The organism is Heliomicrobium modesticaldum Ice1 (assembly GCF_000019165.1).
GTDB lineage: Bacteria > Bacillota > Desulfitobacteriia > Heliobacteriales > Heliobacteriaceae > Heliomicrobium > Heliomicrobium modesticaldum.
On record NC_010337.2, the window covers coordinates 1,885,380 to 1,910,791 of the forward strand.

At 59.4% G+C, this 25,412-nt stretch carries 26 protein-coding genes and 1 pseudogene; 26 read left to right on the top strand and 1 reads right to left on the bottom strand.

Features of this window, described 5'->3' with window-relative positions:
• Positions 1–22 precede the first annotated feature (22 nt).
• From HM1_RS08465 to ytfJ, 10 genes are all read left to right on the top strand, one after another.
• Positions 23–2,698: a CBS domain-containing protein gene (locus HM1_RS08465; protein ID WP_012282942.1), complete on the top strand. Its 2,676-nt coding sequence runs from the start codon at positions 23–25 to the stop codon at positions 2,696–2,698.
• Positions 2,691–3,320 (top strand): site-2 protease family protein, encoded by a 630-nt coding sequence (locus HM1_RS08470; RefSeq protein WP_012282943.1) that lies wholly within the window; start codon positions 2,691–2,693, stop codon positions 3,318–3,320. Before HM1_RS08465 ends, HM1_RS08470 begins: the two co-directional genes overlap by 8 nt.
• Positions 3,321–3,384: 64 nt before the next feature.
• Positions 3,385–4,425 carry a tryptophan--tRNA ligase gene (gene trpS / locus HM1_RS08475; protein ID WP_049754090.1) on the top strand — a complete coding sequence of 347 codons (1,041 nt, stop codon included), beginning with the start codon at positions 3,385–3,387 and terminating at the stop codon, positions 4,423–4,425.
• Between the two features lie 6 nt (positions 4,426–4,431).
• A complete protein-coding gene (locus HM1_RS08480) occupies positions 4,432–5,175 on the top strand; it encodes a segregation and condensation protein A (RefSeq protein ID WP_012282945.1) in 744 nt (247 codons plus the stop codon).
• 72 nt (positions 5,176–5,247) lie between these two features.
• Positions 5,248–5,823: an SMC-Scp complex subunit ScpB gene (scpB, locus tag HM1_RS08485; protein WP_012282947.1), complete on the top strand. Its 576-nt coding sequence runs from the start codon at positions 5,248–5,250 to the stop codon at positions 5,821–5,823.
• 5 nt (positions 5,824–5,828) lie between these two features.
• Positions 5,829–6,695 carry an alpha/beta fold hydrolase gene (locus HM1_RS08490; protein ID WP_012282948.1) on the top strand — a complete coding sequence of 289 codons (867 nt, stop codon included), beginning with the start codon at positions 5,829–5,831 and terminating at the stop codon, positions 6,693–6,695.
• Between the two features lie 261 nt (positions 6,696–6,956).
• Entirely contained in the window at positions 6,957–7,820 is an 864-nt protein-coding gene (locus HM1_RS08495) for a bifunctional 5,10-methylenetetrahydrofolate dehydrogenase/5,10-methenyltetrahydrofolate cyclohydrolase (RefSeq protein WP_012282949.1), read from the top strand.
• A complete protein-coding gene (locus HM1_RS08500) occupies positions 7,813–8,448 on the top strand; it encodes a cyclodeaminase/cyclohydrolase family protein (RefSeq protein ID WP_012282950.1) in 636 nt (211 codons plus the stop codon). Before HM1_RS08495 ends, HM1_RS08500 begins: the two co-directional genes overlap by 8 nt.
• 82 nt (positions 8,449–8,530) lie before the next feature.
• Positions 8,531–9,367, top strand: coding sequence for a DUF2953 domain-containing protein (locus tag HM1_RS14655; protein ID WP_012282951.1), 837 nt, complete (start codon positions 8,531–8,533; stop codon positions 9,365–9,367).
• A gap of 130 nt (positions 9,368–9,497) precedes the next feature.
• A complete protein-coding gene (ytfJ, locus tag HM1_RS08510; protein WP_049754092.1) occupies positions 9,498–9,941 on the top strand; it encodes a GerW family sporulation protein in 444 nt (147 codons plus the stop codon).
• Positions 9,942–10,142: 201 nt separating this feature from the next.
• Here ytfJ and HM1_RS08515 read toward each other — a convergent pair whose 3' ends face one another.
• Positions 10,143–12,530, bottom strand: a complete 2,388-nt coding sequence (locus HM1_RS08515; RefSeq protein ID WP_012282953.1) for a transglycosylase domain-containing protein — start codon at positions 12,528–12,530, stop codon at positions 10,143–10,145.
• Positions 12,531–12,734: 204 nt separating this feature from the next.
• Here HM1_RS08515 and HM1_RS08520 point away from each other — a divergent pair, with 204 nt between their 5' ends.
• From HM1_RS08520 to HM1_RS08590, 16 genes and pseudogenes are all read left to right on the top strand, one after another.
• Positions 12,735–13,322 carry a nucleoside recognition domain-containing protein gene (locus HM1_RS08520; protein ID WP_041313620.1) on the top strand — a complete coding sequence of 196 codons (588 nt, stop codon included), beginning with the start codon at positions 12,735–12,737 and terminating at the stop codon, positions 13,320–13,322.
• Positions 13,323–13,324: 2 nt separating this feature from the next.
• Positions 13,325–13,861 (top strand): spore maturation protein, encoded by a 537-nt coding sequence (locus HM1_RS08525; protein WP_012282955.1) that lies wholly within the window; start codon positions 13,325–13,327, stop codon positions 13,859–13,861.
• A gap of 201 nt (positions 13,862–14,062) precedes the next feature.
• The gene (locus tag HM1_RS08530; protein WP_012282956.1) at positions 14,063–14,314 is read left to right on the top strand and encodes a hypothetical protein; all 252 of its coding nucleotides are present in this window, start codon (positions 14,063–14,065) and stop codon (positions 14,312–14,314) included.
• A gap of 229 nt (positions 14,315–14,543) precedes the next feature.
• Entirely contained in the window at positions 14,544–15,545 is a 1,002-nt protein-coding gene (locus HM1_RS15220; RefSeq protein WP_012282958.1) for a pseudouridine synthase, read from the top strand.
• Positions 15,427–16,029: a cob(I)yrinic acid a,c-diamide adenosyltransferase gene (gene cobO, locus HM1_RS08540; protein WP_041313623.1), complete on the top strand. Its 603-nt coding sequence runs from the start codon at positions 15,427–15,429 to the stop codon at positions 16,027–16,029. The genes HM1_RS15220 and cobO overlap by 119 nt, the downstream gene beginning before the upstream one ends.
• A gap of 28 nt (positions 16,030–16,057) precedes the next feature.
• On the top strand, positions 16,058–16,204 hold the full coding sequence (locus HM1_RS15785; protein ID WP_187147763.1) for a hypothetical protein: 147 nt from the start codon (positions 16,058–16,060) through the stop codon (positions 16,202–16,204).
• Positions 16,205–16,297: 93 nt separating this feature from the next.
• Positions 16,298–16,762: a hypothetical protein gene (locus tag HM1_RS08550; protein ID WP_012282961.1), complete on the top strand. Its 465-nt coding sequence runs from the start codon at positions 16,298–16,300 to the stop codon at positions 16,760–16,762.
• Between the two features lie 30 nt (positions 16,763–16,792).
• On the top strand, positions 16,793–18,085 hold the full coding sequence (locus tag HM1_RS08555) for a BaiN/RdsA family NAD(P)/FAD-dependent oxidoreductase (protein WP_041313625.1): 1,293 nt from the start codon (positions 16,793–16,795) through the stop codon (positions 18,083–18,085).
• 43 nt (positions 18,086–18,128) lie between these two features.
• Positions 18,129–18,548: a HutP family protein gene (locus HM1_RS08560; protein ID WP_012282964.1), complete on the top strand. Its 420-nt coding sequence runs from the start codon at positions 18,129–18,131 to the stop codon at positions 18,546–18,548.
• A gap of 27 nt (positions 18,549–18,575) precedes the next feature.
• On the top strand, positions 18,576–18,947 hold the full coding sequence (aroH, locus tag HM1_RS08565) for a chorismate mutase (RefSeq protein WP_012282965.1): 372 nt from the start codon (positions 18,576–18,578) through the stop codon (positions 18,945–18,947).
• 343 nt (positions 18,948–19,290) lie between these two features.
• Positions 19,291–20,085, top strand: coding sequence for a response regulator (locus tag HM1_RS08570; protein WP_012282967.1), 795 nt, complete (start codon positions 19,291–19,293; stop codon positions 20,083–20,085).
• A gap of 129 nt (positions 20,086–20,214) precedes the next feature.
• Entirely contained in the window at positions 20,215–20,823 is a 609-nt protein-coding gene (locus HM1_RS08575) for a hypothetical protein (protein ID WP_012282968.1), read from the top strand.
• Positions 20,824–21,141: 318 nt separating this feature from the next.
• Complete coding sequence (gene ltrA / locus HM1_RS08580; RefSeq protein ID WP_012281204.1) at positions 21,142–22,569, top strand: group II intron reverse transcriptase/maturase; 1,428 nt, start codon at positions 21,142–21,144, stop codon at positions 22,567–22,569.
• A gap of 87 nt (positions 22,570–22,656) precedes the next feature.
• Positions 22,657–22,737, top strand: a pseudogene (locus HM1_RS16535) (B12-binding domain-containing protein); the annotation flags it as partial.
• Positions 22,738–23,163: a cobalamin B12-binding domain-containing protein gene (locus tag HM1_RS08585; protein ID WP_335324184.1), complete on the top strand. Its 426-nt coding sequence runs from the start codon at positions 22,738–22,740 to the stop codon at positions 23,161–23,163. It begins immediately after the preceding pseudogene.
• A 39-nt stretch (positions 23,164–23,202) separates the two neighbouring features.
• Positions 23,203–25,314: a PAS domain-containing hybrid sensor histidine kinase/response regulator gene (locus tag HM1_RS08590; RefSeq protein WP_012282970.1), complete on the top strand. Its 2,112-nt coding sequence runs from the start codon at positions 23,203–23,205 to the stop codon at positions 25,312–25,314.
• The last annotated feature ends 98 nt before the right edge of the window (positions 25,315–25,412 follow it).

The window sequence follows — 25,412 nt, forward strand, 5'->3', positions numbered from 1 at the left end:
ATGAGCAAGGAGGCGGACAACGGTGGAGATCATCCTCACACACAACAATACCGATTTCGACGGCCTGGCCGCGTCTTTTGCCGCCTCCAAGCTCTATCCACGGGCGATCCCGGTCCTCGCAGGCAAATTGAGCGCCAATGTACAGGAGTTCATGGCGCTGCATAAAGATACACTGGGATTCAAGACGATCAAGGACATCCCGTCCCAGCAGGTGAAAAGGGTCATCCTCGTCGACACGAAGATGGCCTCCCGGGTGGGGCCCTTAGGACAGCTGACGCAAAAGCCGGATGTGGATGTGCACATCTATGACCACCATCCCGCCGGCGCCGACGATACGCCGGCGTCGCAACTGGTGCGGGAGGATGTGGGCGCCGTCACGACGATCCTCGTCGAGATCCTGCGCCGCCGCCACTGCCGGCTCACACCCTTTGAAGCGACGGTGCTCGCCCTGGGCATCTACGAAGATACGGGCGGGCTCATGTTTTCCACCACCACCGAGCGCGATGCCGCCGCCGTGGCCTACCTGCTCGGCCGCGGCGCCAACCTGTCTGTCATCAACGAGTTTATCGACAGGCCCCTCTCGAAGGAACAGAAGGAACTGCTCCGGGAACTGACGTCGCGTTCCGTCGTTCTGGTCATCCACGGCATCCGGGTGGTCGTCACATCGGCGGAGCTGAATGAGTATGTAGAGGGACTCTCCCATCTCGTTCACCGTCTGGGCGACATCGAGAGCCCCGACGTGATGGTGGCGGTCGTGCGCATGCATGACCGGGTCCATGTGGTGGCCCGCAGCCGCATCGAGGCGGTGCGGGTCAACACGTTGCTTCAGCCCCTTGGCGGTGGCGGGCATGGCGCAGCGGCGGCCGCTTCGATCAAGGGGGGCGATGCTGCGCTGACCTTGGAGCAACTGGTGCGCAGCCTCTACGATACGATCCGGCCCCAGCGGGGCGCCCGGGAGATCATGTCTTCGCCGGTGAAGACGATCACACCCGATACGACCGTCGATGACGCCGGCAAGGTCATGCTCCGCTACGGCCATACGGGGCTGCCTGTCGTCGAAGGCGATCGGCTGGTGGGCGTCATCAGCCGCAGAGACTTTGATAAGGCCTATATCCATGGTTTGCGCCATGCCCCGGTGAAGGGGTTCATGTCCCGCAACGTGATCACCATCACCCCCGACACATCGCTGCGCCATATCCAGCGCCTGCTGATCGAGCATGACATCGGCCGTCTGCCTGTCCTCGAAGAAGGAAAACTGGTCGGCATCGTCTCTCGCACCGACGTGCTGCGCACCTTGCACGGTGAGAACATGCCGGTTCGCTACTGGACCAACTTTGGAAGCGCGCGAGCCGGAGAGGCGGCACCGGTTGGGACGGATCGGCAAGTGGTCGACCGCATGCGTCAACAGTTGCCGCCCCATATCCTCGACCTCTTTGACGACGTAGGCCGCCTGGCCGACGGAGAGGGCGTTCAGGTCTACGTGGTGGGCGGCTTTGTGCGGGACCTGCTCCTGGGCGTGAACAACCTCGATATCGACCTGGTCGTTGAGGGCGACGGCATCTGTTTCGCCACCGAATTGGCCCGCTTTTTAAAAGGAACCTTGCGCACCCATGAGAAGTTCGGCACTGCTGTCATCCGCTGGGGCGATCAGAAGATCGACGTGGCCACGGCTCGCCGGGAGTTTTATCAATACCCGGCAGCGCTGCCCCAGGTGGAGGCTTCCGATCTGCGTCAAGACCTGTATCGGCGTGACTTTACCATCAACGCCTTGGCCATCCGCCTCAACCGGGAGCGTTTCGGCGAACTGGTCGATTTCTTCCAGGGGGTCAAGGACCTGGAACAGGGGCTGGTCCGCGTCCTCTATAACCTGAGTTTCGTAGAGGATCCGACGCGCATCCTGCGGGCGATCCGTTTTGAACAGCGCTACGGCTTCACCATCGAGCCGCAGACGATGGGCTTCGCCCGCGAGGCCATTGCCCGGCAGATGATCCGCGAACTTTCCTATGAGCGCATGGTCGACGAGCTGATCCTGATCCTGAGCGAAGAAAACCCGGCGCCTGCGCTCCGCCGTTTGACCGAATTGGGACTCTGGGAGTACCTGCTGCCGGGATTGGTGTGGACGCCCTGGGTCGAGGTGGAGGTGTCCGCCGTGCCGTCGATGCTGAAAGCCTTGGCGGAGGCCGGTCTGCCTGTCCCACAGCGGCCCTGGGTGGTTTATTTCTACATCCTGGCTCGGCACCTGTCTATGGAAGGCGTCTGTTTTGTCAACGACCACTACCCGCTGAAGCAGGTCATGCGGGACGACTTGTTCAAATTGCATAAGGAAGGGAAAGATACCAACCAAGCCCTGATGAACTGGCTGCGCGGCGATGATCCCTTGAGCCGGCTGGAGTCGATCCTCCGGGACTGGTCCGAGGAGGCCATCTTGGCCTTGCGCGCCGGCTTTTCCCTGCCCGATACGGTGCGTCTTTTCGAAGCTTGGCGGCGGATCCGGGAGACCCGTCCCTGTCTGACGGGCAACGATCTGAAAGCACTCAAGATCCCGCCGGGACCGATCTACGCCCGGATCCTGAATCGGCTGCGCCGGGAGCGACTCGACGGCCGACTGACCGACGCAGGCGCCGAGCGCGACTTCGTGCGCCGCCTCCTGCAAGAAGAAGCGCCGGCGTCGGAGACAAAAGGAGGAAATCATGTTTGATTTTGACCTGACGAGCCTAGTGGCCCGGGCGCCGGCCATCCTGATCGCCTTGGCGTTGCACGAATACGCCCACGCCCGCATGGCCGTCTGGCTGGGCGATCCGACACCGCGCTGGGAAGGCCGGCTCACCATCAACCCGCTCCCCCACCTGGATCCGATCGGAACACTCATGCTCATCTTCGGTCCCTTCGGCTGGGCCAAACCAGTCGGCGTCAACCCTTACAACTTCCGCGGCAACAAACAGCGGGGGATGATGCTCGTCGCCCTGGCCGGCCCGTTGATGAATGTGCTCCTGGCGATCATCTCGGTGGCTCTTTTCGTCGGTTTCGGCGATATCGCTGAGGCGCGTCACTTGCTGCGGAGCATGATCGGGATCAACGTGGGCTTGGCCGTATTCAACCTGCTCCCCATCCCGCCCCTTGATGGTTCGAAAGTCCTGGCCGGACTCCTGCCAGCTCGGAACCAGGGCTGGCTGCGTCAGTTGGAACAATACGGACCGATCCTCCTGCTGGTGCTCGTCTTCTTCCCGGCGCTGTCAAGGGTGATATTTTGGCCTCTTTATGAAGCCTTGTACAATGTGGTCTTCCCCGTAGGCAGCGCCATCGGGCAAATCCTATTCTAGGGAAATCCTATTCTAGGAAAATCCTATTCTAGGGAAATCCTAATTCTGGGATAGCCTATTCTACATGAAAACGGTCGCTTTTATACAGGAAGGAGCCTTTATAGTGAAAAAAGGTAAAATCTTCAGCGGCATGCGCCCGACGGGCCAACTGCACATCGGTCACCTGAGCGTGATCGAAAACTGGATCCGGTTGCAGGATGAGTATGACTGTGTCTTTGGCATTGTCGACTGGCACGCCCTGACCACGTCCTTTGACGATGTCCAGGCGTTGCAGCGGCGCATTCGCGATATCGCGCTTGACTGGCTGTCGGCCGGTCTCGATCCTGAGAAGAGCCCCATCATGGTCCAATCCCAGGTGAAGGAACATGCCGAACTGCACCTGCTCTTTTCGATGATGACCCCCTTGAGTTGGCTGGAGCGGGTCCCCACCTACAAGGACCAGATCCAGCAGTTCGGCGCCCAGGGCAAAGACATCAGCATGTACGGCTTCCTTGGGTACCCCTTGCTTCAGGCGGCGGACATCCTCATCTACAAGGCCACCCATGTGCCGGTGGGCCAGGATCAGATCCCTCATATCGAGTTGAGCCGCGAGGTGGCCCGCCGTTTCAACCACCTCTATCAGACGGAGGTCTTCCCGGAACCGCAGGTTCTCCTCTCCGAGGTGCCCCTGCTGCCCGGGATCGACAACCGCAAGATGAGCAAGTCCTATGGCAATGACATCGCCTTGTCGGCATCGTCCGAGGAGATCAAGGAAAAGGTTCGCCTGATGGTCACCGACCCGGCTCGGGTGCGCAAGACCGACCTGGGCAACCCTGATGTCTGTGTCGTCCACACCTACCATAAGATTTATAACGATGGGGAGGTCTGCGACATCGGCGACCAGTGCCGCAAGGCCGGCATCGGCTGTGTGGCCTGCAAGCAGCGGCTGGCGGCCAAACTGGAAACCATCCTCGGCCCCATCCGGGAGCGGCGCGCCGAACTGTTGGCCAAGCCTGGCCGCGTCGATGAGATCCTGGCCGAAGGGTCCCTTCAGGCCCGGGCCAAGGCGGCCGATACGATGGAGCAGGTCCGTGAGGCCATGGGTGTCCGCGGGGTCATGGACTGACCGGCCATGGCATACCGGGTCAGCCTGCCCGTTTTTGAAGGTCCCTTTGACCTGCTCGTCCACCTGATCGAGAAAAACCAGGTCAACATCTATGACATACCCATCGCCCAGATCGCCGCCGAGTACCTGGCGTACCTTCAGCAGTTGGACGAGCTCGACCTGGAAAGGGCCAGCGCCTTTTTGCTCATGGCGGCTCAACTGCTGGCGATCAAGGCGCGTATGCTCCTGCCCAAACCGCCCAAGGCTGAGGCGGAGACAGAAGGGGATGAGGGCGAGGATCCGCGCCGGGAACTGGTCGACCGTTTGATTGAGTACCGCCGCTACAAGGCGGTGGCGGAACTGCTCAAGGAACGGGAGGTGGACCGGAACCGCCGCTTCAGCCGCGTCGTCGACCCGACCACCTTGGCCCACCTCTTTGTGGAGGAGAACCCGCTGGAAGGGGTGATGATCGGCGACCTGCTGGCAGCCTTGCGTAAGGCCTTGAGCCGCCGGGCCAAGGAAGAGCCTGTCGCCGCCATCCCCCGCGAAGAGGTCTCTGTGCAGGCGCGGATGCAGGAACTGCTCACGTCGATGGCCCAGCTGCCGCCCCATGCGCCGATCGCTTTTTCCACCCTCTTTGCAGGGCGCTGGCGTCCGGCGGAGATCATCGTCACCTTCTTAGCCATGCTGGAGCTGGTGCGGCTGAAAAAAGTGCGCGTGCTCCAGCGGGAGGCCTTCGACGAGATTTACTTGCTGGCGTCGCAGTTGTAGATGCCGGCGCCGATGGAATCAGCCGGCGGGGATGATCCCATTGTATAGGCAACGGCGCGTGGAGGGATTCCGTTGATTGCCATCTTTCCCAATTCAAAGAGTCGCGTGATCGAGGCGCTCCTGTTTGTCTCCAGTGATCCTCTGTCTGTTGAGACGATTGCCGAAGCGACAGGCTTTGCCGCGGAAGAGGTGCGCGAACTGTTGGCCGGGCTCAAGGCCGAGTATGACGATCAGGAGCGGGGGTGGCAGTTGGAAGAGGTGGCCGGCGGCTTTCGCCTCTCCACCAGGGCTGAGTTCGCCCCTTACATCGAACGGTTGCTCCGGACGCCCCAACCGGGTCTTTCTAACGCCGCCCTGGAGACGCTCGCCATCATCGCCTACCACCAGCCTGTCACCCGCGCGGAGATCGAGCAGATCCGGGGCGTCAAAGCCGACCGCTCCCTGGCGACACTGCTGGGCAAGGGGCTGATCCAGGAGGTGGGGCGGAAAGAGGCGCTGGGCCGACCCATCCTCTATGGCACGACGGACAGCTTTCTTCGCCATTTCGGTCTGCGCAGCCTGGCCGATCTGCCCAAACTGGAGGAGGTATTTCTCCAGGAGGAACTGCCCTTGACGGGACGGGACGAACATCACAATCCGGAGGGATAAGGCCGATGCAGCCTGAACGCCGAGAAGTGACGCTGCCCGGGATTCGCCTCTCCTACTTGGAATGGAAGGGAGAGGGGACCGAACCGATCCTGTTGCTGCACGGTCTGGGCGACCACGCCCTGATCTGGGTGCTGCTGGCGGAACGGCTTGCCGACCGTTTCCACATCATCGCGCCCGACATGCGCGGCCACGGCGAGAGCGACAAGCCCGGCAGCGGATACACCTTTCGTCAAGTCATTGCCGACATGGAAAACCTGATGGATCACCTGGGGTGGTCAGACGCCCACATCCTGGGGCACTCCTGGACAGGCAAGTTGGCGCCCATCTGGGCGCGCGAGCACAAGGAGCGCTTTCGGAGCATGATCCTCGTCGACCCGATCTTCATCGTCAAGATGCCGGCGGTGATGAAGCTCTCCTTTCCCATCCTCTTTCGAGTCCTTGACAGCTTGAAAGGAATGGGACCTTTCAGAAGTTACGCCGAAGCGGAAACCCTGGCCAAAAGCCTGCGCCAGTACCAGGGGTGGAGCGCTCACCAACAAAGGGTCTTCCGGGAAGGGTTGGAGCGAAAACCCGACGGCCGCTGGGGCAGCAAATTTGTCGTGCCGGCGCGCAACCAGATCTTCGACGATGTGATGCGCGTCGCCGGCTTGACTGAGCCCATCACCGTGCCCACCCTGTTTGTGCAGCCTGAAAAAGGCGTCAACCGCGCCGATTTTCAGATGAAACCCTACATAACCTATCTCAAGAACCTGGAGGTCCGCCGCATCGCCGGCAACCACTGGCCCATGCTGGTCGAACCGGAGATCTTCAACCGGACCATTGAGGATTTTCTGATGAAGCGACTGGCGCAGAAGAAATCCCGGGAAAAGTAGGGGTAGATGGATCTGTGAGCGATTTGGGCGGAGCGGCGAGAGCGAGCACAGGCTGCCGAGCATTAAGGGCGCCATGACATGCAGAAAAGCCCGGGATGTTTGGCGCCCAGCGAAGTAGCCAAAGCGAGCCCGCCGCGCAGCCCTTAGCGAGCAGGTTCATCTACCACCGCTTTTCCACAAATGTTGAATCGAAGGGAATACGAAAATAGCGCCGCTAGCATTCTAGTTCAGCTGAGCGGCTCTTGAAAGCGAGGTGGGCCCATGACGGCCCAATATATCGACGGCAAGGCCATCGCCGCCCAACTGCGGGCGGAGATCAAGGCAGAGGTCGCCAGCCTCCGTGAACAGGGGATCGTGCCCAAACTGGCCGTCATCTTGGTCGGAGACGATCCGGCGTCAGTAGTCTACGCCCGTTCCAAAGAAAAAGCGGCGGCTAACCTGGGCATCGCCTTTGAACTGTTCACACTGCCCGGCGACACGACTGAGGCTGCTCTCTTGGCCTTGATTGAAAGGCTGAACGCCGACGCCGCCGTCCACGGGATCATGGTTGAACTCCCGCTGCCCAAACAGATTTCCAAAGAGAAGGTGCTGGAGGCCATCCACCCCCTCAAGGATGTAGACGGCGTCCACCCCCTCAACCGGGGCTATCTCATGGCCGGGCAGCCCGGACTCGTGCCGGCAACGCCGATGAGCTGCATGGAACTGTTGGCACGTTCCGGCGTTGAATTGGCCGGCAAGCGCGTTGTCATCATCGGTCGGGGCGAGACAGTGGGCAAGCCGCTCTTCTTCTTGCTCCTTCGCCGCAACGCCACCGTCACCGTCTGCCACACCCGCACAAAAGACCTGGCCGCCGAGGTGCGCCGCGCCGAGATCGTCATCGCTGCCGCCGGCAAAGCCGGGTTGGTCACCGGGGAGATGATCGCTCCCGACGCGGTTGTCATTGATGCCGGTATTAACGAAGGCGAGGACGGGAACATTGTCGGCGATGTGAAGACGGCAGAAGCGGCGGAGCGGGCGTCGCTGATCTCGCCGGTGCCCGGCGGCGTCGGCGCCTGCACGACGGCGCTGCTTTTCCGCAACGTCCTTTTCGGGTTGAAACTGCAAGGGGGAATGGCCCATGAGTGACATCTTTGCGCGGTCGCTGCGGGAGGTTATCGCCGAGGCCGCGTCGGCAGCGCCCACACCGGGCGGCGGTTCTGTTTCGGCCATCACCGGCGCCTTTGGCGCAGCCATGGTGGCTATGGTGGCCAACTTGACCGTAGGGAAGGAAAAATACCGAGATGTAGAAGCCCAGGTGCGGGAGCAACTGCAGCGGCTGGAAGGGATCACCGCACGGCTGGAAGGGCTCGTCCGGGCTGACATGGAAGCCTTCGCGGCATTCATGGCCGTCTACAAACTGCCTGCAGATACGGATGAAGAAAAAGCGGCCCGGGCAAGAGCGCGCCAGGCTGCGGCTATTCAGGCCACCGAGGCGCCGCTGGCCATCGGCGACGCCTGTATCGAGGCATTAGAGGCGGCCGTGGTGTTGGCGGCTATCGGCAACAATAGGGCCATCTCCGATGTGGGCGTTGGCGCCTACCTGGCCGAAGCGTCCCTGAAGAGCGCGCTGCTCAGCGTCGATATCAACCTCCCCGCCATCGACGATGCCGCCTATGTGGACAAGGCCAAAGGGCGTCGAGACCGGTTGCTCGCCGAGGCCGAGCGTCTGCGCGCCCAGGCTGTCCATATCGTCAGCAAACGGATTCATGGGTAGATAAGTTCATCGCACCAGGGAATGGAATATTATCGCGCGCTTGGTGGGATGCTATTCTTCCGAATGGGAGGGTAGCGGCTCCATGACCAGGCTGTTGTTTTGGACCCTCATGGGCGGCGCTGTTGTCGTTCTCATGGGGGTTCTTGTTGCATATCTGCCCTTTACCATGCAGATCCGTTACCACAGGAACGGAGAAGACGATGACTTCGTCGTCAACTGGGTGTTGTTTGGCATCCCTCTCAATCTGATCACCTTGCCGAAGGCCAGTTTGAAATCAAAAAAGACGCCGCCAAAGATCCTGTTCCGCCTGAAAAAGCTGTATCAAGGGAAAGCGCATAAACAGGAGAAACGAGTCGACCGCTTCCCGGGTATTTTTATGTCCGCTTGGCCGAGTCTGAAACGGGTCCTTCTGATGGTTCGCCTGGAAAAAAGCAACTTTCGGCTCCGCCATTTGCGCTGGGAGACGCGCATCGGCGGCGGGGACGCTAAGGATACGGCTCTGCTGGCAGGCGGCTTATGGACGTTGAAATACATGCTGGCGGCATGGTTGGAGCGGTTTGCCGACAGCGTGGACGGCCGACCGAAGGTTATGGTCGTTCCTCTTTACGGCAGCAAAAGGTTGGACGTCCGTTTCGATTGCACATTCACCATCCGACCCGGTCACATCATTGTCGTCGGCTTATGGAATGGCGGTTACTTTCCAGGGAACATACCGAAAATTTTTACTAAAGCCGGTGCGAAAAAAAAGCAGCCCTCCCACGCCGATGCGCCTGCTGTCATTGGTGAAGAGCGACCGAGAGAGGATCAGCGTCAGCACAGCCCCATCGGCGTCCGCCTTTCTCGACCGGTTGTCAATCGCCCTAAAAGAAGAGAGAAGAAGTTAAAAATCAGGGAAAAAGTAAAGGCGGGAAGTCAATAGCGGGTCTTCGTTGTTCGATTGTAACGAATAGGGAAAGAGACGAGAATAAACAGAATAAATAGATGAGCGTATAACCGTAACTTGGAATCGCCATAATAGCTCTAGCAATGAAGTTATAGGGGGATGAAGCATAGTGAGCCACCCCATTGAAGCATTGATGAAAACCGCCATGCAGAGCATCAAGGAAATGGTCGACGTGAACACCGTCGTCGGAGATGCTGTGGAAGCGCCGGACGGCAGCTTGATCATCCCCGTATCCCGCGTGGCCTGTGGGTTTGCCGTCGGCGGATCTGAATTCGCAGAGCCGAAGGAGGCGCCTATTCCCGACGCGGAAGCGGTGCTTCCCTTCGGCGGTGGCAGCGGTGCCGGCGTCTCGGTGCAACCGGTCGGGTTTCTCGTCGTCCATCAGGGGACCGTTCGCCTGTTGCCTGTTGACGGCAATGCAGTCATGGACCGTTTGATCGACCTCGCCCCTCAGGTGTTGGACCGCATCCGCGATATCGTGAACGATAAAGACGACGAAGAAGAGGTGCCGATCACCGTCTGTGATCAGGCCGAGGAAAAGGCCCACTGATCAGTGGATCACGCAGATGGAACAAAGGAGACCACAGGAGCACAAAGGGCCACAGGAGCACAAAGGGCCACAGGAGCACAAAGGGCCACAGGAGCACAAAGGGCCACAGGAGCATAAAGGACCGCAGGGAGCATAAAGGACCACAGGAGCACAAAAGAGCGGCGACCCCGATGATCGGGTCAGCCGCTTTTTTGGTTGCGCCTATTCGAAGAGGACCCAATGTTCCTCCGGAGGATCGCTGTGACGATCCGGGGGCGCCGGTGGCGGTTTTTTGGCGGTGTGCCCCAGGGGAGGGCGCTCAGAGCCCGGCAAAGATGTTCCCGGTGCCGGTGCCGATGTTCCCGGATTTGGCGCTGCCGGGGAGGCTGACGATGGCGGCGGGGAAGCGGGATGGGGGGCATTCGTCGATTCCCCTGTCGATGAAAGGGGCGGCTGCTCCAATCCCGGCGGTGTGAGCCGCCGCGCCGATGGATCCGGCCTCTGTGAGGTTTGGCCTGGCGGCGTCATCTCGTCGTCAACCGAAGGGATCGGGGATGGCGCGCCCCCGCTGTTGTTCTCTGCGAGCTCTCCTTTCTTATCATCGGGGGAAACCCAGGGGTTTACATCCTTTGGCCCCACATACCGGGCCGTCCGGTGCGCCTGATACCCCTCCGGCCGGGCAAAGGCTTCTACAGGATGATCGTGTAGGGATGAGTTCAGCACTTCCCGGAACATCTGGGCCGGGTAGGAACCGCCGTAGACCTGCTTCAGGTAATGCTGCCTGTCGGTGCGGTCATAGCCCATCCAGACGGCGCAGGTCACCTCCGGGGTATAACCGACAAACCAGGCGTCCTTATTGCCCTTGACATTCTTGAACTCCGGCAGCGGCGGCAGTTCCGTCGTCCCCGTCTTACCGGCGACGGGGCGGCGCATCTGTGCCCGGTAACCGGTACCGGACTGAACGGCGGTGATCAGCATATCTGTCACCCGGTAGGCGGCGACGGGAGAGAGCACCCTTTCCTGCTTCGGCTCAATCACCTTTTCATTCCCCGAGGCGTCAACGACGCGCACGACAGCGTGGGGCTCTACATAGATGCCGCCGTTGGCTAAGGCTGAATAGGCGCCGGCCATATGCAGGGGCGCGACCCCTTGGGTCATGCCGCCGAGGGCGAGAGAGAGGTAGCGGTCATTTTCAGTGAGGGGAAGACCGACCCGTTTGGAGAGTTCCACGCCATGATGGGTCCCTACCGTCTTTAACAGGTATACGGCCGGGATGTTGACCGAGTAGGCCAGCGCCTCTCGGATCGTGATGGCGCCGCGGAACTTGCCGTCATAGTTGGTCGGCGCGTAGCCGTTAAAGTCCATCGGCCCGTCATAGACGATATCCTCCGGGATGAGGCCCTTTTCCATGGCGGGGGCGAAGACCATGATCGGCTTGATGGCAGATCCCGGCTGGCGGCGCAGTTGCGTCGCCCGGTTGAAACTTCGGCGGCCGTCATAACCGCGGCCCCCGCCGATGGCGAGGATTTCGCCGTTCTTGTGATCGACGACGACCATGGCGGCTTGAACCGGTTGATCGGCAGGTCCTGGCGGGTAGAGGGAGTCATCGTTGAGCACCGCTTCGACGCGCTGCTGGACTGCCGGATGAAGCGATGTATAAATCTTCAAGCCGCCGCGAAAGACCTGATCCTCCGTATAGCCGTGGCGGGTACAAAGCTCAGAAACGACGTGATCAATGAAGGCGGCGAACTGGCGGTTTTGTGTCAGGCCGTGCAGTTGCTGGGGGAGGGGCGCTTTTTTGGCCTCTTCGACCTCTGATTCGCTGGCGAAACCGTTTCTGGCCATGATGGAGAGGATCGTGTTCCGCCGGTCCAGGGCCGCTTCCGGATTGGTGATGGGCGAGTAATAGCTGGGAGCCCGGGGCATGGAGGCCAGCAAGGCGGCTTCGGTCAGGGTCAAAGCGGCGGCGTTTTTGCCAAAGTAGGTCTGGGCCGCCGCCTGTACCCCATAGGCGCCGTTGCCAAAATAGATGCGGTTGAGGTACATTTCCAAGATCTGCTCTTTGCTGAAGCGCGATTCGATCTGAAAGGCCAGAAAAGCCTCCTGCACCTTCCGCTTGATCGTCTTGTCGGTGTTGAGAAAGGTGTTTTTGACCAGTTGCTGGGTGATCGTGCTCGCGCCCTGGGAGATTCGCCCATCCTGAAAGTTGGTCACCAGCGCCCGTGCGATAGCCCGGAAGTCGACGCCTTGGTGGTCGTAAAAGCGGAGATCCTCGGCGGCCACGATGGCCTTTTTCATGGTCGGCGGGATTTCGTCCAAGGTGATAGGGATCCGGTTTTGTTCGCCATGGAGGGCCGTGATCACGGCGCCTTCCCGATCATAAATGAAGGAAGTGGCTGCCAGCGAACCGAGGGTGGAGGCGTTCAGTTCAGGACGGTCATGAAGATAATAGAAGATAAGGCTTACGAGGCTGACGAAGAAAAGAAAGAATATGCCCAGGGTCACCTGAAGGAGCCGTTTTTTTAAGGAACGGGGAGGATGAGGCGGGGGGCTTCCGGAGGGTGGGTTTTTATCATTCCAAGACGGATCCGGCGTGGACCTCAGGTCCATGGGTACACCTCCCGCTTTTACTCTTTGCGGTTTCCTTCAAAACCGTCATAGGACTGCTATGGAAAGAAACTTACTGTAATATATTAACATAAATAGACGACTAAAACCATTTTGATTCTTCCACCCGGAAGCCCTTTCACGTGCCGCTGCTGGTTCTAGCCTGTCCCTTTCGGTCATAGTTTGTACCGTCAAGGGGGTATGGCGATGAATGCCATCTGGCTCTTTTTTCTATTAGGCGGTATCGGGATCGCCGCCGCGCGGGGCGATGTGCAGAAAGTCACCGACGGGGCCTTAAAAGGGGCGGAGATGGCTGTCGAGGTCGCCCTGGGGCTGATCGGCGCCATGGCGCTTTGGCTGGGCATCATGCGCATCGCCCAGGAAGCCGGGTTGATCGATCTGGTGGCCCGGATCGCCCGACCCTTTTTGATCCGGCTCTTTCCGTCTATTCCGTCGAACCACCCGGCGCTCGGTCACATCCTCATGAACCTGAGCGCGAATGTGCTCGGTCTCGGCAGCGCAGCGACCCCCTTCGGCATGAAAGCGATGCAGGCCATGCAGGAGCTGAATCAAAACCGGCCCGAGGCGTCGGAGGCCATGTGCACCTTTTTGGCGCTCAACACCTCCTGCATCACCTTGATACCGGCCACGATCATCAGCGTCCGTGTGGCCGCCGGTTCGGCGAATCCCACGGAAATCGTCGGTCCGACCATCTTAGCTACGATGGTCGGCATGACGGTGGCGGTCACGGCGGATCAGTTGTTGCGCAGCTATTATCGGCGACGGGGGGGCTGACTATGCCCGCAGCGATCCTGGATACCTTATCCCAGTGGACTGTCCCGGTGCTTTTTGCTGTCGTGCTCGCAGCGGGAGCGTTGCGTGGCGTCAAAGTCTACGACGCCTTTGTGGCCGGCGCCGAAGAAGGTTTTTCCATCGCCGTCAAATTGATCCCCTATCTGGTGGCCATGCTGACGGCCATCGGCATCTTCCGCGAGACCGGCGCTATGGACATGGTGATGGCCTTGTTGCATCCGATTACATCCTCCTTAGGAATCCCCGGCGAAATCCTTCCCCTGGCGGTGATGCGCCCCCTTTCGGGAAGCGGCGCCCTGGGCGTCGCCACCGAATTGATCCAGACCTATGGCGCTGATTCCTTCATCGGTCGATTGGCGTCGACGATGCAGGGGACGACAGACACGACCTTCTTTGTCTTGACCATTTATTTTGGCGCCGTTGGCGTGCGCCGATACAAATACAGCCTATACACCGGCTTGTTGGCAGATGTGACTAGTTTTTTTGCATCTGTCTACTTTTGCAAAATTTTCTTTAAATGATTTGCAAAGTTGTCCGAAAGTGCTTTCTCTCACAAGACGATTGTGGTATGATAACAACCAGGGAAGAGTTGCGCGTCTATTCTGAAAAAAAGAAATTTGTAGAAAAGTAGCGCCGGTTCGTGGTATTTTTTTCAAGAAATGAGGAATCCTCTACCTAGAAAAGCTTATTGTCCTAAAAAACTGGAAGGAGGTGTGCCGGTTATGGCCCCGTCCCCGTTCTTTCAAGCTGGAGATCGCGTCATTACCTACAATGCTCAACCGGGGACTGTCGTTGATGTCATCACTGACGACGACGATACGAAAATTTTGTTGATCAAAATTGACAACATGCCCGGGGAATATGCTTACGAATGTACGGAAGTCACCCATGCCCAATCGACAGGCAAGGGCAAGGCGACCAAATCGGATCCGCTGTTGGATTTCACCATCAAGATGAGACGTCACTATGCCTGAGCAGAAGGCGGGCTGTCATCCCAATCGTCCTATTTGTTCAGCCGCCCCACCTTTTCCGGGCGCCCGGTCGTCATGATCGGGAGACATTCTTTGCATAAAGCGATGGGTGATGAAAGGGCCTGCTGCGGGTGCGGGCCTTTTTTGTGTGCCCCCGATGGTGTTTTCATGGTATAGTGTAGGCAGACAGGAAAAACTAAGCCGGAATCGGATCCGAGAAATGAGGGCCTCTATGGACAGTCAAACTGTTCGTCTGCAAAAACTGCTGGCGGCGCACGGCGTCGCTTCTCGCCGCGAAGCGGAAGCTATGATCCGGGCGGGGCGGGTGCGCATCAACGGGACCGTCGTGCGGGAGCAGGGGGTTCGCGTCGACGGAGCCCGGGATGTGATCGAGGTGGACGGCCGTATCCTGAAACGGCGCGAAGCGCCCCTTTATTACGCCTTGTACAAGCCGAGGGGGGTCGTCACTACCTGCAAGGATCCCCAGGGACGGCAGACGGTGATCGGCCTTCTTTCCGGTGTCAATGAGCGGGTCTATCCCGTGGGCCGGCTTGATCGGGATACGGAAGGGTTATTGTTGTTGACCAACGACGGGCAGTTGGCCTTCCGGCTCACCCACCCCCGTTTCGGTGTCGAGAAGACTTACCGTGCCCGACTGCGCGGTGACGTGAGCGCTGGGGCCTTGAAGGCGCTGGCGGAAGGCGTTCAGCTGGAAGACGGGGTGACGGCGCCGGCCCAGGTCCGGTTGCTCCGCCGGGAAGGGGACGCCACATGGATCGAGATCAAGATCCATGAGGGTCGCAAGCGCCAGATCCGCCGGATGGGCGATGCTATCGGTCATCCGGTCATCGATCTGGAACGGATCGCTTTTGGACCGATCACCCTGGGCAAATTGAAGCCCGGCGAAGTCCGTCCGCTGACTTCGGCCGAACTCCGGGCCTTGAAGTCGGCGGCGGGGATGAAAGAAGCGACCGCCCACGGCAGGGACGAGCGCAGGCAGACGGCTCGGCCGAGCAGGACGGCTGCGACGGCCAAAGTGGCCTCTGCGCACAAGGACGCGGGTAAGGGCGTTTTCAAAGGTCTAAAGGGTTTGCGGGAAGCGAGCAACGGAGGCGATGGGCGTGGCAAGAGCGCGTCTGGAAAAAGGTTTGATTCAGGTGTACACGGGAAATGCCAAGGGAAAAACGACGGCGGCCCTTGGTCTCGCCCTGCGGGCCCTCGGTCACGGGTTTAAGATCTTTATCGTTCAATTCATGAAAGGCAGCTCCTATTACGGAGAACTATTCTCTTTGCAGCGGCTTTCACCGGATATTCAACTGGCTCAGTACGGCCGCAACTGTCCCCATGACCCGATGATCCGGCAAGGGGAGATGCAGTGTGTCGGCTGTGGCAGTTGTTTTGTGCGCAAGGGAGCGGCGACTGAACAGGACCGGCTGATGGCTGATCGCGCCATGGAACGGGCGCGGGCGGTGATCACCTCCGGTGAATACGATATCGTCATCTTAGACGAATTGTCCAATGCCCTCTGGTTTGATCTGGTCACCCTGGAAAATGCGCTGGACCTGCTGGCGGCCAAACCGGACCATGTGGAAGTGGTCATCACCGGACGGAACACGCCGCCGGAGATCCTGGAGAAGGCCCATCTGGTGACAGAGATGCGCGAGATCAAGCATCCCTACCAGATCGGGGTGCCGAGCCGCCGAGGCATTGAATACTGATCCCATCGGTCCTGTGGATCGCAGCGCCATGGCCGCTGCGCGATCCCGCTGGGACGGGCTGATCGAGCCGCCTCACGGAAAAGGGGTCGGCGCTGTTCTTGCGCTCCACCAGGCTTACCTCGCCACCTGCGTCTTGCGTGATATGGGGATGTGGCCGAAAAAAGAGGGTTTTTAGAGCTATATCTCGAATTATGGAAAAACAGGAAAAGACGTGGTTGGAGTGGCGGCTCTATGGTCGCCGGACTGACTGTAGTGTGGAGTGACAACAGTGTTCAACGGAATCAGCGGTGACGAATGGCGCCGTCCGGCCTTGCGGGCGCGGGTGCGCCTCGATTTTCACAGACCCATCCGCAAAAACAGGCTTTTTTTCGGAACCCCGGATGTGGATAAAGAGGCCGAGGCGATCCGAGAGCAGCAGGTGGCATTGCTGCGCAACGTGCCTATTCAGGGAATCACTGTCGAGGATATCGATATGGCCATCGATATCTACATCCTGCTTGATGAGGAGACAGGCAGGGAGATCGCCTTTGCGCCTGTCATTGTGACCATCGGCGCCGACACGCTGGAGGATCTGTTGCGGTTTACTTTGCGCGACGAATTTCGCAAGATTGAACTGTTGGAACCGGAACAGTTTTTTCTCCACCGCTTTGAGTTGGAGCGGTTCATCTACCGGATCAATGAGGACCAGCGGCAGTTCCGGCTAGCGCTGGAGCGGCGGCTGACAGCGCGCTGAACACAGATGCAATAGGAGGCTGCAACGACACTGGATACGGCAAGGGTCATCGTCATCGGAGGGGGGGCCGCCGGGCTGACGGCGGCCATCATGGGGGCCAGAGCAGGGGCGCCCCTTTTGCTTTTGGAGAAGAACGACCGGCTCGGAAAAAAACTGCTCATCACCGGCAAGGGCCGTTGCAATGTAACCAATGACACCGACATCGACGGGATCATCGCCAATCTGCCCGGCAACGGCAGGTTCCTCTACAGCGCCCTGCGGGCCTTTGACGCCCGGCAGACGATGCGCTTTTTCGAGGAAGAGCTGAGACTTCCATTGAAAGTGGAGCGGGGCAACCGCGTTTTCCCGCAGAGCGACCGGGCTGCCGACGTGGTCGACGCCATGGTCCGCGAGTTGAAGCGGTTGAAGGTGGAGGTGCTGACCAGGCGGACAGTGACGTCGATTGAACGGGACGCCGGCGGCGCCGTCCGGGGCGTTCGCACCAGTGACGGCCAATTCCATCCCGGCGTCGCCGTCATCGTCGCGACAGGGGGGAGCACCTACCCCGGCACGGGTAGCAGCGGCGACGGTTTCCGTTTCGCCAGCGAGTTGGGCCATACGGTGACGACCTTACGGCCCTCCCTCGTCCCTCTGATCACGGCTGAGCCTTGGGTCAAGGACCTGCAGGGGCTGACGCTGAAAAACGTGCAGGTGACCCTCCGCGATAAGGCCGGCAAAAAGCTGGGCGACGAGTTCGGCGAGATGCTCTTCACCCATTTCGGCGTCTCCGGTCCGGTCATCCTCAGCCTCAGCAAGCACGCCACGAACTACTGGGAAAAAAGCGGCGCTCCGGAGGAACACCCGCTCTACGTCAAGATCAACCTGAAACCTGCCCTGACGCCGGAGCAGTTGGATGCCCGGATCCAGCGCGATTTCGCCCAGTTTCAGCGCAAGCAATTCAAAAACGCCCTGGGCGATCTGCTGCCCAAGTCGCTGATCCCCATCGTCATCGCCTTGTCGGGCATCTCAGAGGATAAGTTTGTCCATCAGATCACCAAGGCGGAGCGGCGCAACCTCTTGGAGACGCTGACAGCGTTTACTGTGACGGCGACGGGCCACCGGCCTATGAGCGAGGCCATCGTCACCGCCGGCGGCGTCGATATCCGCGAGATCGACCCCAAAACGATGGCCAGCAAGCAGACACCTGGTCTCTTTTTCGCCGGCGAGGTGGTCGACGTAGACGGCTATACAGGCGGTTTCAACCTCCAGGCGGCCTGGTCGATGGGCTGTGCGGCCGGACGGGCGGCGGCGAAGCTTGTCAAGGACCAGCGACGGGGGCTATAATGGGCATACCCGGTGTCAGCCGGGAAGAATGGGAGGACGGTTCATGGGAGGCAATCCAGGCAGCAAACGCGTCGCAGCCGCCGCCCTGCGACTGGCCATGAGTGAGAGCCGGGAAGATGAGCATCAGTTGCGCCGCCTCTATGCCGAAGAGGGGATCCGGACAGCGGCAGTCGACTACGGCGGCGAGTTCATTCCGGCGGTGAAGAAGATCATCGAACGGGCGGTCGTGGCGGCCAAGCGGGAAGGGGTCATCCGGGAGAGCCACCCGGAGGAGGGCGCCGTCGCCGGTGCCACTCACGAGGCGCTGACCCAGATCCTGCCGAAGGCTGTAGGGCTGAACATCGGCGGCAAGGTGGGGATTGCCCGGTACCATGATCACATCAGTGTGGCCGTCTTTTTCGGCATCGGCCTGCTCCATCTCGATGAGGTGGCTGTCGGCATGGGCCATCGCGCGGCATTGTAGCACAGCAGTACGGCAGGGGGGATAGACATGACGGTCAATTATGTGCGCGGCATCCGCGGCGCCGTCACTGTCGAGGAGAACACTAAGGAAGCGATCCAGCAGGCCACCAAGGAACTGCTGCGGGAGATCGTCGAGGCCAACAGGTTGCGGCTCGAAGACATCGCCTCGGCCATCTTTACGGTCACGCCGGATCTGAACGCCGATTTTCCGGCTTACGCGGCCCGGGAGGCGGGATGGCACCAGGTGCCGCTCATGTGCATGAGCGAGATCAATGTGCCCGAGGCGTTGGGCCGCTGTGTGCGGGTGTTGATTCATGTCAACACGCCCAAGGGCCAAGAAGATATGGTTCATGTCTACCTGGGCGGCGCCGTCCGACTGCGGCCAGACTTGAGCCGGTGAACATAAGGTTCTCCTTTTGCCAACGATCATCGCGGAAGACAGCCGATACAATCCGCTCTATGACGCGGTCGCCCCTTTCTTGAGGGGCGGCCTTTTTTTGTATTTTTTTTGTGAAGATTTGCAACAGACCGTTGTTCGAAAAAGGGATCGTCCCTCATTGTATAGAATGTTATTGTGATGTTTTATCAGGATTTGTTCTAACTTGAATGTACCTTTCGTGTCAACCGAAGCAAACCGTCGGAGGGCACTGTGCGGTTGGGATGACGGACCAAGGGGCTGTTTCAAGAAGCGAAAGAAGCGGCCGGGCTGTTCAGTCTGCGAAGAAGGGGAAGGAGAAGGTGATGTGCTTAAGGGTGCGCCGATCGTCCAAGAATCCGGTGCGGAGCCGATGATCCTCCTTGCCGAAGACAACCTCGTCAACCAGAAACTCGTCTTATTGCAGTTAAAAAAGTTGGGCTTGCAGGCCCACGCCGTCATGAACGGCCGGGAAGCGGTGGAAGCGGCGCGGAGCGGTCGCTACGCATTGATCTTGATGGATTGCCAGATGCCGGTCATGGATGGTTATGAGGCCACTCAGCTCATCCGTTCCTACGAGAGGGAACAGGGCGTACATAGGCCGATCATCGCCATGACGGCCTATGCCATGCAGGGCGACAAGGAGCGCTGCCTCCAAGTGGGGATGGACGACTACCTGAGCAAGCCTTTTGTCATCCAGGCCTTGCGCCAGGTGCTTGAACGCTGGCTTTCCCCGTTCCCCCGCGCAGGGTGCGCTTGCGATACAGACCCTATCGACTGCAGCGTATTGGACCGCCTCCGGGAGTTGCAGGTAGAGGACGAACCAGACATTGTCACAGAGGTGATCGAGATCTTTTTACGCGACACGCCGCCGAAGATCGAGGCGCTGCGAGAAGCGGTCCGTCAGCGGGACGCGCAGGCGCTGGCTAACCTGGCCCACAGCCTCAAGTCCAGCAGCGCCGGCATCGGCGCCAATGCCTTGTCGGCCTGCAGCAAGGAACTGGAGACCATGGTGCGGCAAGGGTGTCTCGATTCGGCGTCGGTCAAGGCGGAGCAGGTGGCTCGCGAGTTCGAACGAACCCAAAAGATCCTTCGACACCTGGTGGGTCATCACCCGGAATAAGCCCTTTTTTTCGTCATATGCAGGAATCGACAGTCTTGTATGGAATATTGTCCTAATGGATACAAGAACGTGGCTTGACGAGTTTCCCAGACAGTAGATGCACTGACGACGGGAAGTGAGGGGAAGGCCATGAGCGATCACTATTGCCGGATCAGTAAAATATTTGAAGACAAACTGCCGCAGTTGTCGGAGGCGATCCTAGTGCGCCAATCGGTGGCGCCGACGGAACTGACGGAGAAATTCAACGACATCGGGCGCCTGCGCGCCCTGCAAGATATCCGGGCGCAGCTGTCCTTCCTCTCTGAGGCGGTGGCGACGAAAAGCCCGTCTCTGTTTACGGATTATGTCTCCTGGGTGAAGGTCCTCCTGTCTGGCCGCGGCATCCCTGTCGCCGACCTGGCCAAGAACCTATCTTTTACCAAGGACGTTCTCCGCGAGATGTTGCCGGTCGATGTGGGCAATATTGCCTCTGAATACCTCGATCTGAGCATCAACGGTCTCGATGAGTCGCCGGTCGAACTGCCGACCTATTTTACGGCCGATGCGCCCTTGAGCGATCTGGCGCGCCAGTACCTGGACACGCTGCTGCAAGGGGAACGGCATGGCGCTGCGCGGTTGATCTTGGACGCCGTTCAGTCGGGCGTTCCCGTGCGGGACATCTATCTTTTCGGTGCGCCCGGCATGGGCGTTGTCTCTAGGGTGGAAGTCCCGAACGCCGAAGGTGGCAGTAGGCGTTAGCTTAAGGCAAGGGTGTCCGCCGCGAGGCGGAATCTGAAGGAAGCCAGCGGCAAACCTCCGGCCCGAGGACCACGAACCCCAGGTGAGGCTAGCGGCAGTTGGATGAGCTTGCCGAACAAAGCGAAGTCCTTGTCACCGAAGGCTGCCGAGAGTAAATGGGGCGGGTAGATGGAGGGAAAGGCAACGTTCTTACCCGGGGAGGCCTGCCGGGGGACCAAGTAACTTGGGAAACCACGCCGAAAGGCGTGGCTGAACCGGCAGGAGTCAGCAGAGGTCATAGTAGGCTGGCCCGACGTCCGGCCAGATGAAGGACCGAACATGATGGAAGGGGAAGCGACGATGCGTTCGCGTGACGCGCAGAGACAGCCGAATATCCCGAAAGGGAACTGCCAACGGGAGGAAGCGGTGAATCCGCAGGGGACCGGTGGAGTGCCGAGCGCGTTACCGGCACAAGAAGCGAAGCAACCCCGCGAAGAGACGTATGACCTGATGGAGAAAGTCGTCGAACGAGGGAACATGACGGAAGCGTATAAGCGAGTCATGGCCAACAAAGGCGCGGCCGGAATCGACGGTATGGGGCTAGAATCCCTGCGCCCGTACCTAAAAGAGGAATGGTCGCGCATTAAACAGGAATTGTTGGAGGGGACCTATCGACCGCAACCGGTCCGGCGGGTTGAAATTCCCAAACCCCAAGGCGGAACACGGAAGCTGGGCATTCCCACTGTCGTCGATCGACTGATCCAACAGGCCCTGAACCAGATCCTGATGCCGATCTTCGACCCTGACTTTTCCACGAACAGCTACGGATTTCGTCCGGGAAAGAGTGCGCACCAAGCGGTGAAGAAAGCGAAGGAATACATCGCCGACGGCTACCGATGGGTGGTTGACATGGACCTGGCCCAGTTCTTTGATCGCGTCAATCACGACATTCTCATGGCGCGCGTAGCGCGCAAGGTGAAGGACAAACGAATCTTGAAGTTGATCCGAGAATACCTCAAGGCCGGGGTCATGCTCAACGGGATTCGTGTGAAGAGCGAGGAAGGAACACCCCAGGGAGGTCCACTCAGCCCTTTGCTGGCGAACATCATCCTGGATGATTTGGATAAGGCACTGGAAAGCCGGGGACATCGCTTCTGCCGGTACGCCGACGACTGTAACGTCTACGTCCGCAGTCGACGGGCAGGGCAACGAGTGATGGAGGGTATGGCAAAGTTTCTGGAGGGGCGGTTAAAACTGCAGGTCAACTGGGAGAAAAGCGCAGTCGACCGACCCTGGAACCGAAAGTTTCTGGGGTTTTCATTTACGTGGCATAAGGCAGCAAAGATTCGGCTCGCCCCCCAAACGGTGAAACGGGTGAAAGAGAAGATTCGCCAGTTCACTGGGCGGAACCGAAGCATTGCGATGGAGGACCGACTGGTCACCCTCAACCAATACCTGAAAGGCTGGATGGGCTACTTTCGACTCATTGACACGCCAAGCGTACTTAAAGAGTTGGATGAGTGGCTTCGCCGACGACTGCGGATGTGCCTGCTCAAGCAATGGAAGCGCCCGAAGACACGAAGACGAAACTTAGTGGCGTTGGGGATCCCGGAGGAATGGGCATGCAACATCAGCGGCTCACGAAAAGGATATTGGCGTCTGTCCTTGACCCCGCAAATGAATAAAGCCCTTGGCCTCGCCTACTGGCGGGAACAGGGCTTAGTCAGTTTAGTCGAAACATACCAATCTCATCGTCAACCAGCATGAACCGCCGTATACCGAACGGTACGTACGGTGGTGTGAGAGGACGGGGGTTAATCACCCCCTCCTACTCGATTCTTTCAGCGCAGCCAGTACGAGATCGGCCGCCTCTGGCAGATGAACCGGATCAATGTGGCGCAGGAGCACTACTGCTCGGCGGCCACCCAGATGATCATGGCCCAGTTGTATCCCTTTGTTTTTTCAGGTCCCTCCAAAAACCGCCGGCTCGTCGCCACTTCTGTGAGCGGTGAACTGCATGAGATCGGGATCCGCATGGTGGCTGACTTTTTGGAGATGGACGGTTGGGATACTTACTACCTTGGGGCGAGTACGCCGGCGGCCAACGTGGTCCAGGCCTTGCGCGATAACAACGCCCAGGTGCTCGCCCTGTCGGCGACGATGACCTTCCATGTGCGAAACGTCGAGGACATGATCCGGGTGGTCCGCGCCGCCAAGGATGTGGGCAACGTGAAGATCATGGTCGGCGGCTATCCCTTCAACATTGAAAAGGATTTGTGGCGGCAGGTTGGCGCCGACGCCTATGCGGCGGACGCGTTGGCTGCGGTGGATACGGCAAACCGGCTAGTGACAGGCGAGTGATGACGGAGGCCTCCTCGCCAATAAAGGAGTGTTCTCCCCATGAGCGCAGTGGAGAATGGCAACGGAATCACGCTGATCTGTGACTGGCAGGGCATGATCATGCGCGTGAACAGCAACAGGCTGGGATTTTCTGCGCGGATCCGGGCGGGTCAGCCCTTTCCCGGCATCGTCGATCGGAGTTGCACTGACAAGGCTCTCAACTTTTTGGCTGCCCTGCGCAAACAGGGTTCCGTCTTCAACTGGGAGCTGAACGTTCCCTTGGGTGATCAGGTGCTCGGCCTCTACTTCGCCGGTTGCGCCTCAGAGGGGAAGATGCTCATCGCCGGAGCGAGGACTCGCTCCACCATGGCCCGTCTCTATGAGGAGATGGCCGACAGCGGCAGCCAGGCGCCGGCTTTGCGGTCGACGCTGAAGGAACTGGCCGCCCAGACGGGCACTCAGGCCGATTGGGACAGTGAGCTTTATGAAGAGGTGACGCGCCTCAACAACGAGTTGGTGAACCTGCAGCGTGTCCTCGTCAAGAAATTTGAAAAGAGCGAGGAACGCTACCGGCTCTTGGCCGAATACGCCTCTGATCTGATCTCCCGCCATACGACGGAGAACATAATTCTTTATGCGTCGCCGGCGAGCCGCTCCCTTTTGGGTTATGAGCCGGAAGAGATCCTCGGCCGTTCGGGATACGAATTTCTGCACCCCAAAGACATGGACCGGGTAGGCGACAACCTCCGCGAAGCCATAGCCCGCCTAGAGCCGCGCCTGTTCCAATACCGGATGCGGCGCAAAGACGGGCGGTATGTCTGGTTTGAGTCGACTGTCCGGCCTGTGCAGAACATGGAAACGGGGAAGGTACAGGAGGTCGTCTTCGTCACTCGGGACATAACGGAGCGGAAGCGTGCCGAAGAGGAGCTGCACATGGCCAAGGAGCGGGCCGAAGCAGCAGACCGGGCCAAGAGCGCTTTTTTGGCGACGGTGAGCCATGAGATCCGCACGCCCCTGCATGGGATCATCGGCATGATCGACCTGCTTCTCGACACCGCTTTGACGGAGGAACAGGCCAGCTACGGGCGCACTATCGGCGAGCTTTCGCGGCTCTTGTCGTCGATCATCAATGACATCCTCGATTTTTCCAAGATGGAAGCCGGCCGGATCGAGTTGGAGGTTGTCGACTACGAGCTCCGCGCCGTCGTCAATGATGTGGTCAACCTCTTGCGCGTTCGTTCGGAGCAGAAAAACCTCGACATTACCTGTGACATTGACAGAGAGGTCCCTCCTTTTTTGCGGGGCGATCCTATTCGTCTGCGGCAGGTCTTGATCAACCTCGGCGGCAACGCCGTCAAGTTTACGGAAAAAGGAAAGGTCGCCCTGCGGATCGCCATGGACTCTCGAGCGGAGCAAAGCGATCCTGTGAACGAGGTTGCCCGCTTTCTTCGCTTTGAGATTTGCGATACGGGCATCGGCATCACCGATGAGGTGGCGCCCCGCCTTTTTCAACCCTTCTCCCAGGCCGACATGTCGACGGCGCGCCGGTACGGGGGGACCGGTTTGGGGCTGGCCATTTCCAAGCGGCTCGTCGAGCTGATGGGCGGTGAGATCGGTTTTCGGAGTATTCCCGGGCTGGGGACGACCTTCTGGTTTACAATGCCGCTGTTGGAATCATCCGCTCAGGCTGCTGAGGACAGCCGGGCCCAGGAAAAGGCTGATTTGCTCTTGCCCGAACTGCCGGAAAAACGGATCTTGTTGGTGGAAGATAACCCTGTCAACCAGAAGTTGGCCTCCATTCAGTTGAAGAAGTTCGGCCTCCCCCTGCTTGCCGTCTCCAATGGCCGCGAGGCTGTTGAGGCCGTTCGGCGCGAGAAATACAGCCTGATCCTCATGGACTGCCAGATGCCGGAGATGGATGGTTTCGAGGCTACCCGGGAGATCCGCCGGATCGAGGCGGAACAGGGCGGTCATGTTCCCATCGTGGCCATGACGGCCCGAGCGATGCGCGGCGACCGGGAGGAGTGCTTGGCCTGTGGCATGGACGATTATATCAGTAAACCGATCCGTTCGGCCGATCTGCGCCGGATCTTGAATCGCTGGATTTTTGCCATCGATGTAGAGAAGGCGGAAAGGCCTGATGACAGCATCGATCCGGGCGCCAAGGCGTAAAAGAGGCTCCCATCCGCAAAAGACGGAAGGGAGCTTTTGTTTTTCCCCAATATGCGCAGTTTTTTGTCCATTATCTTCAGTGTTGCATCGGGAAATAT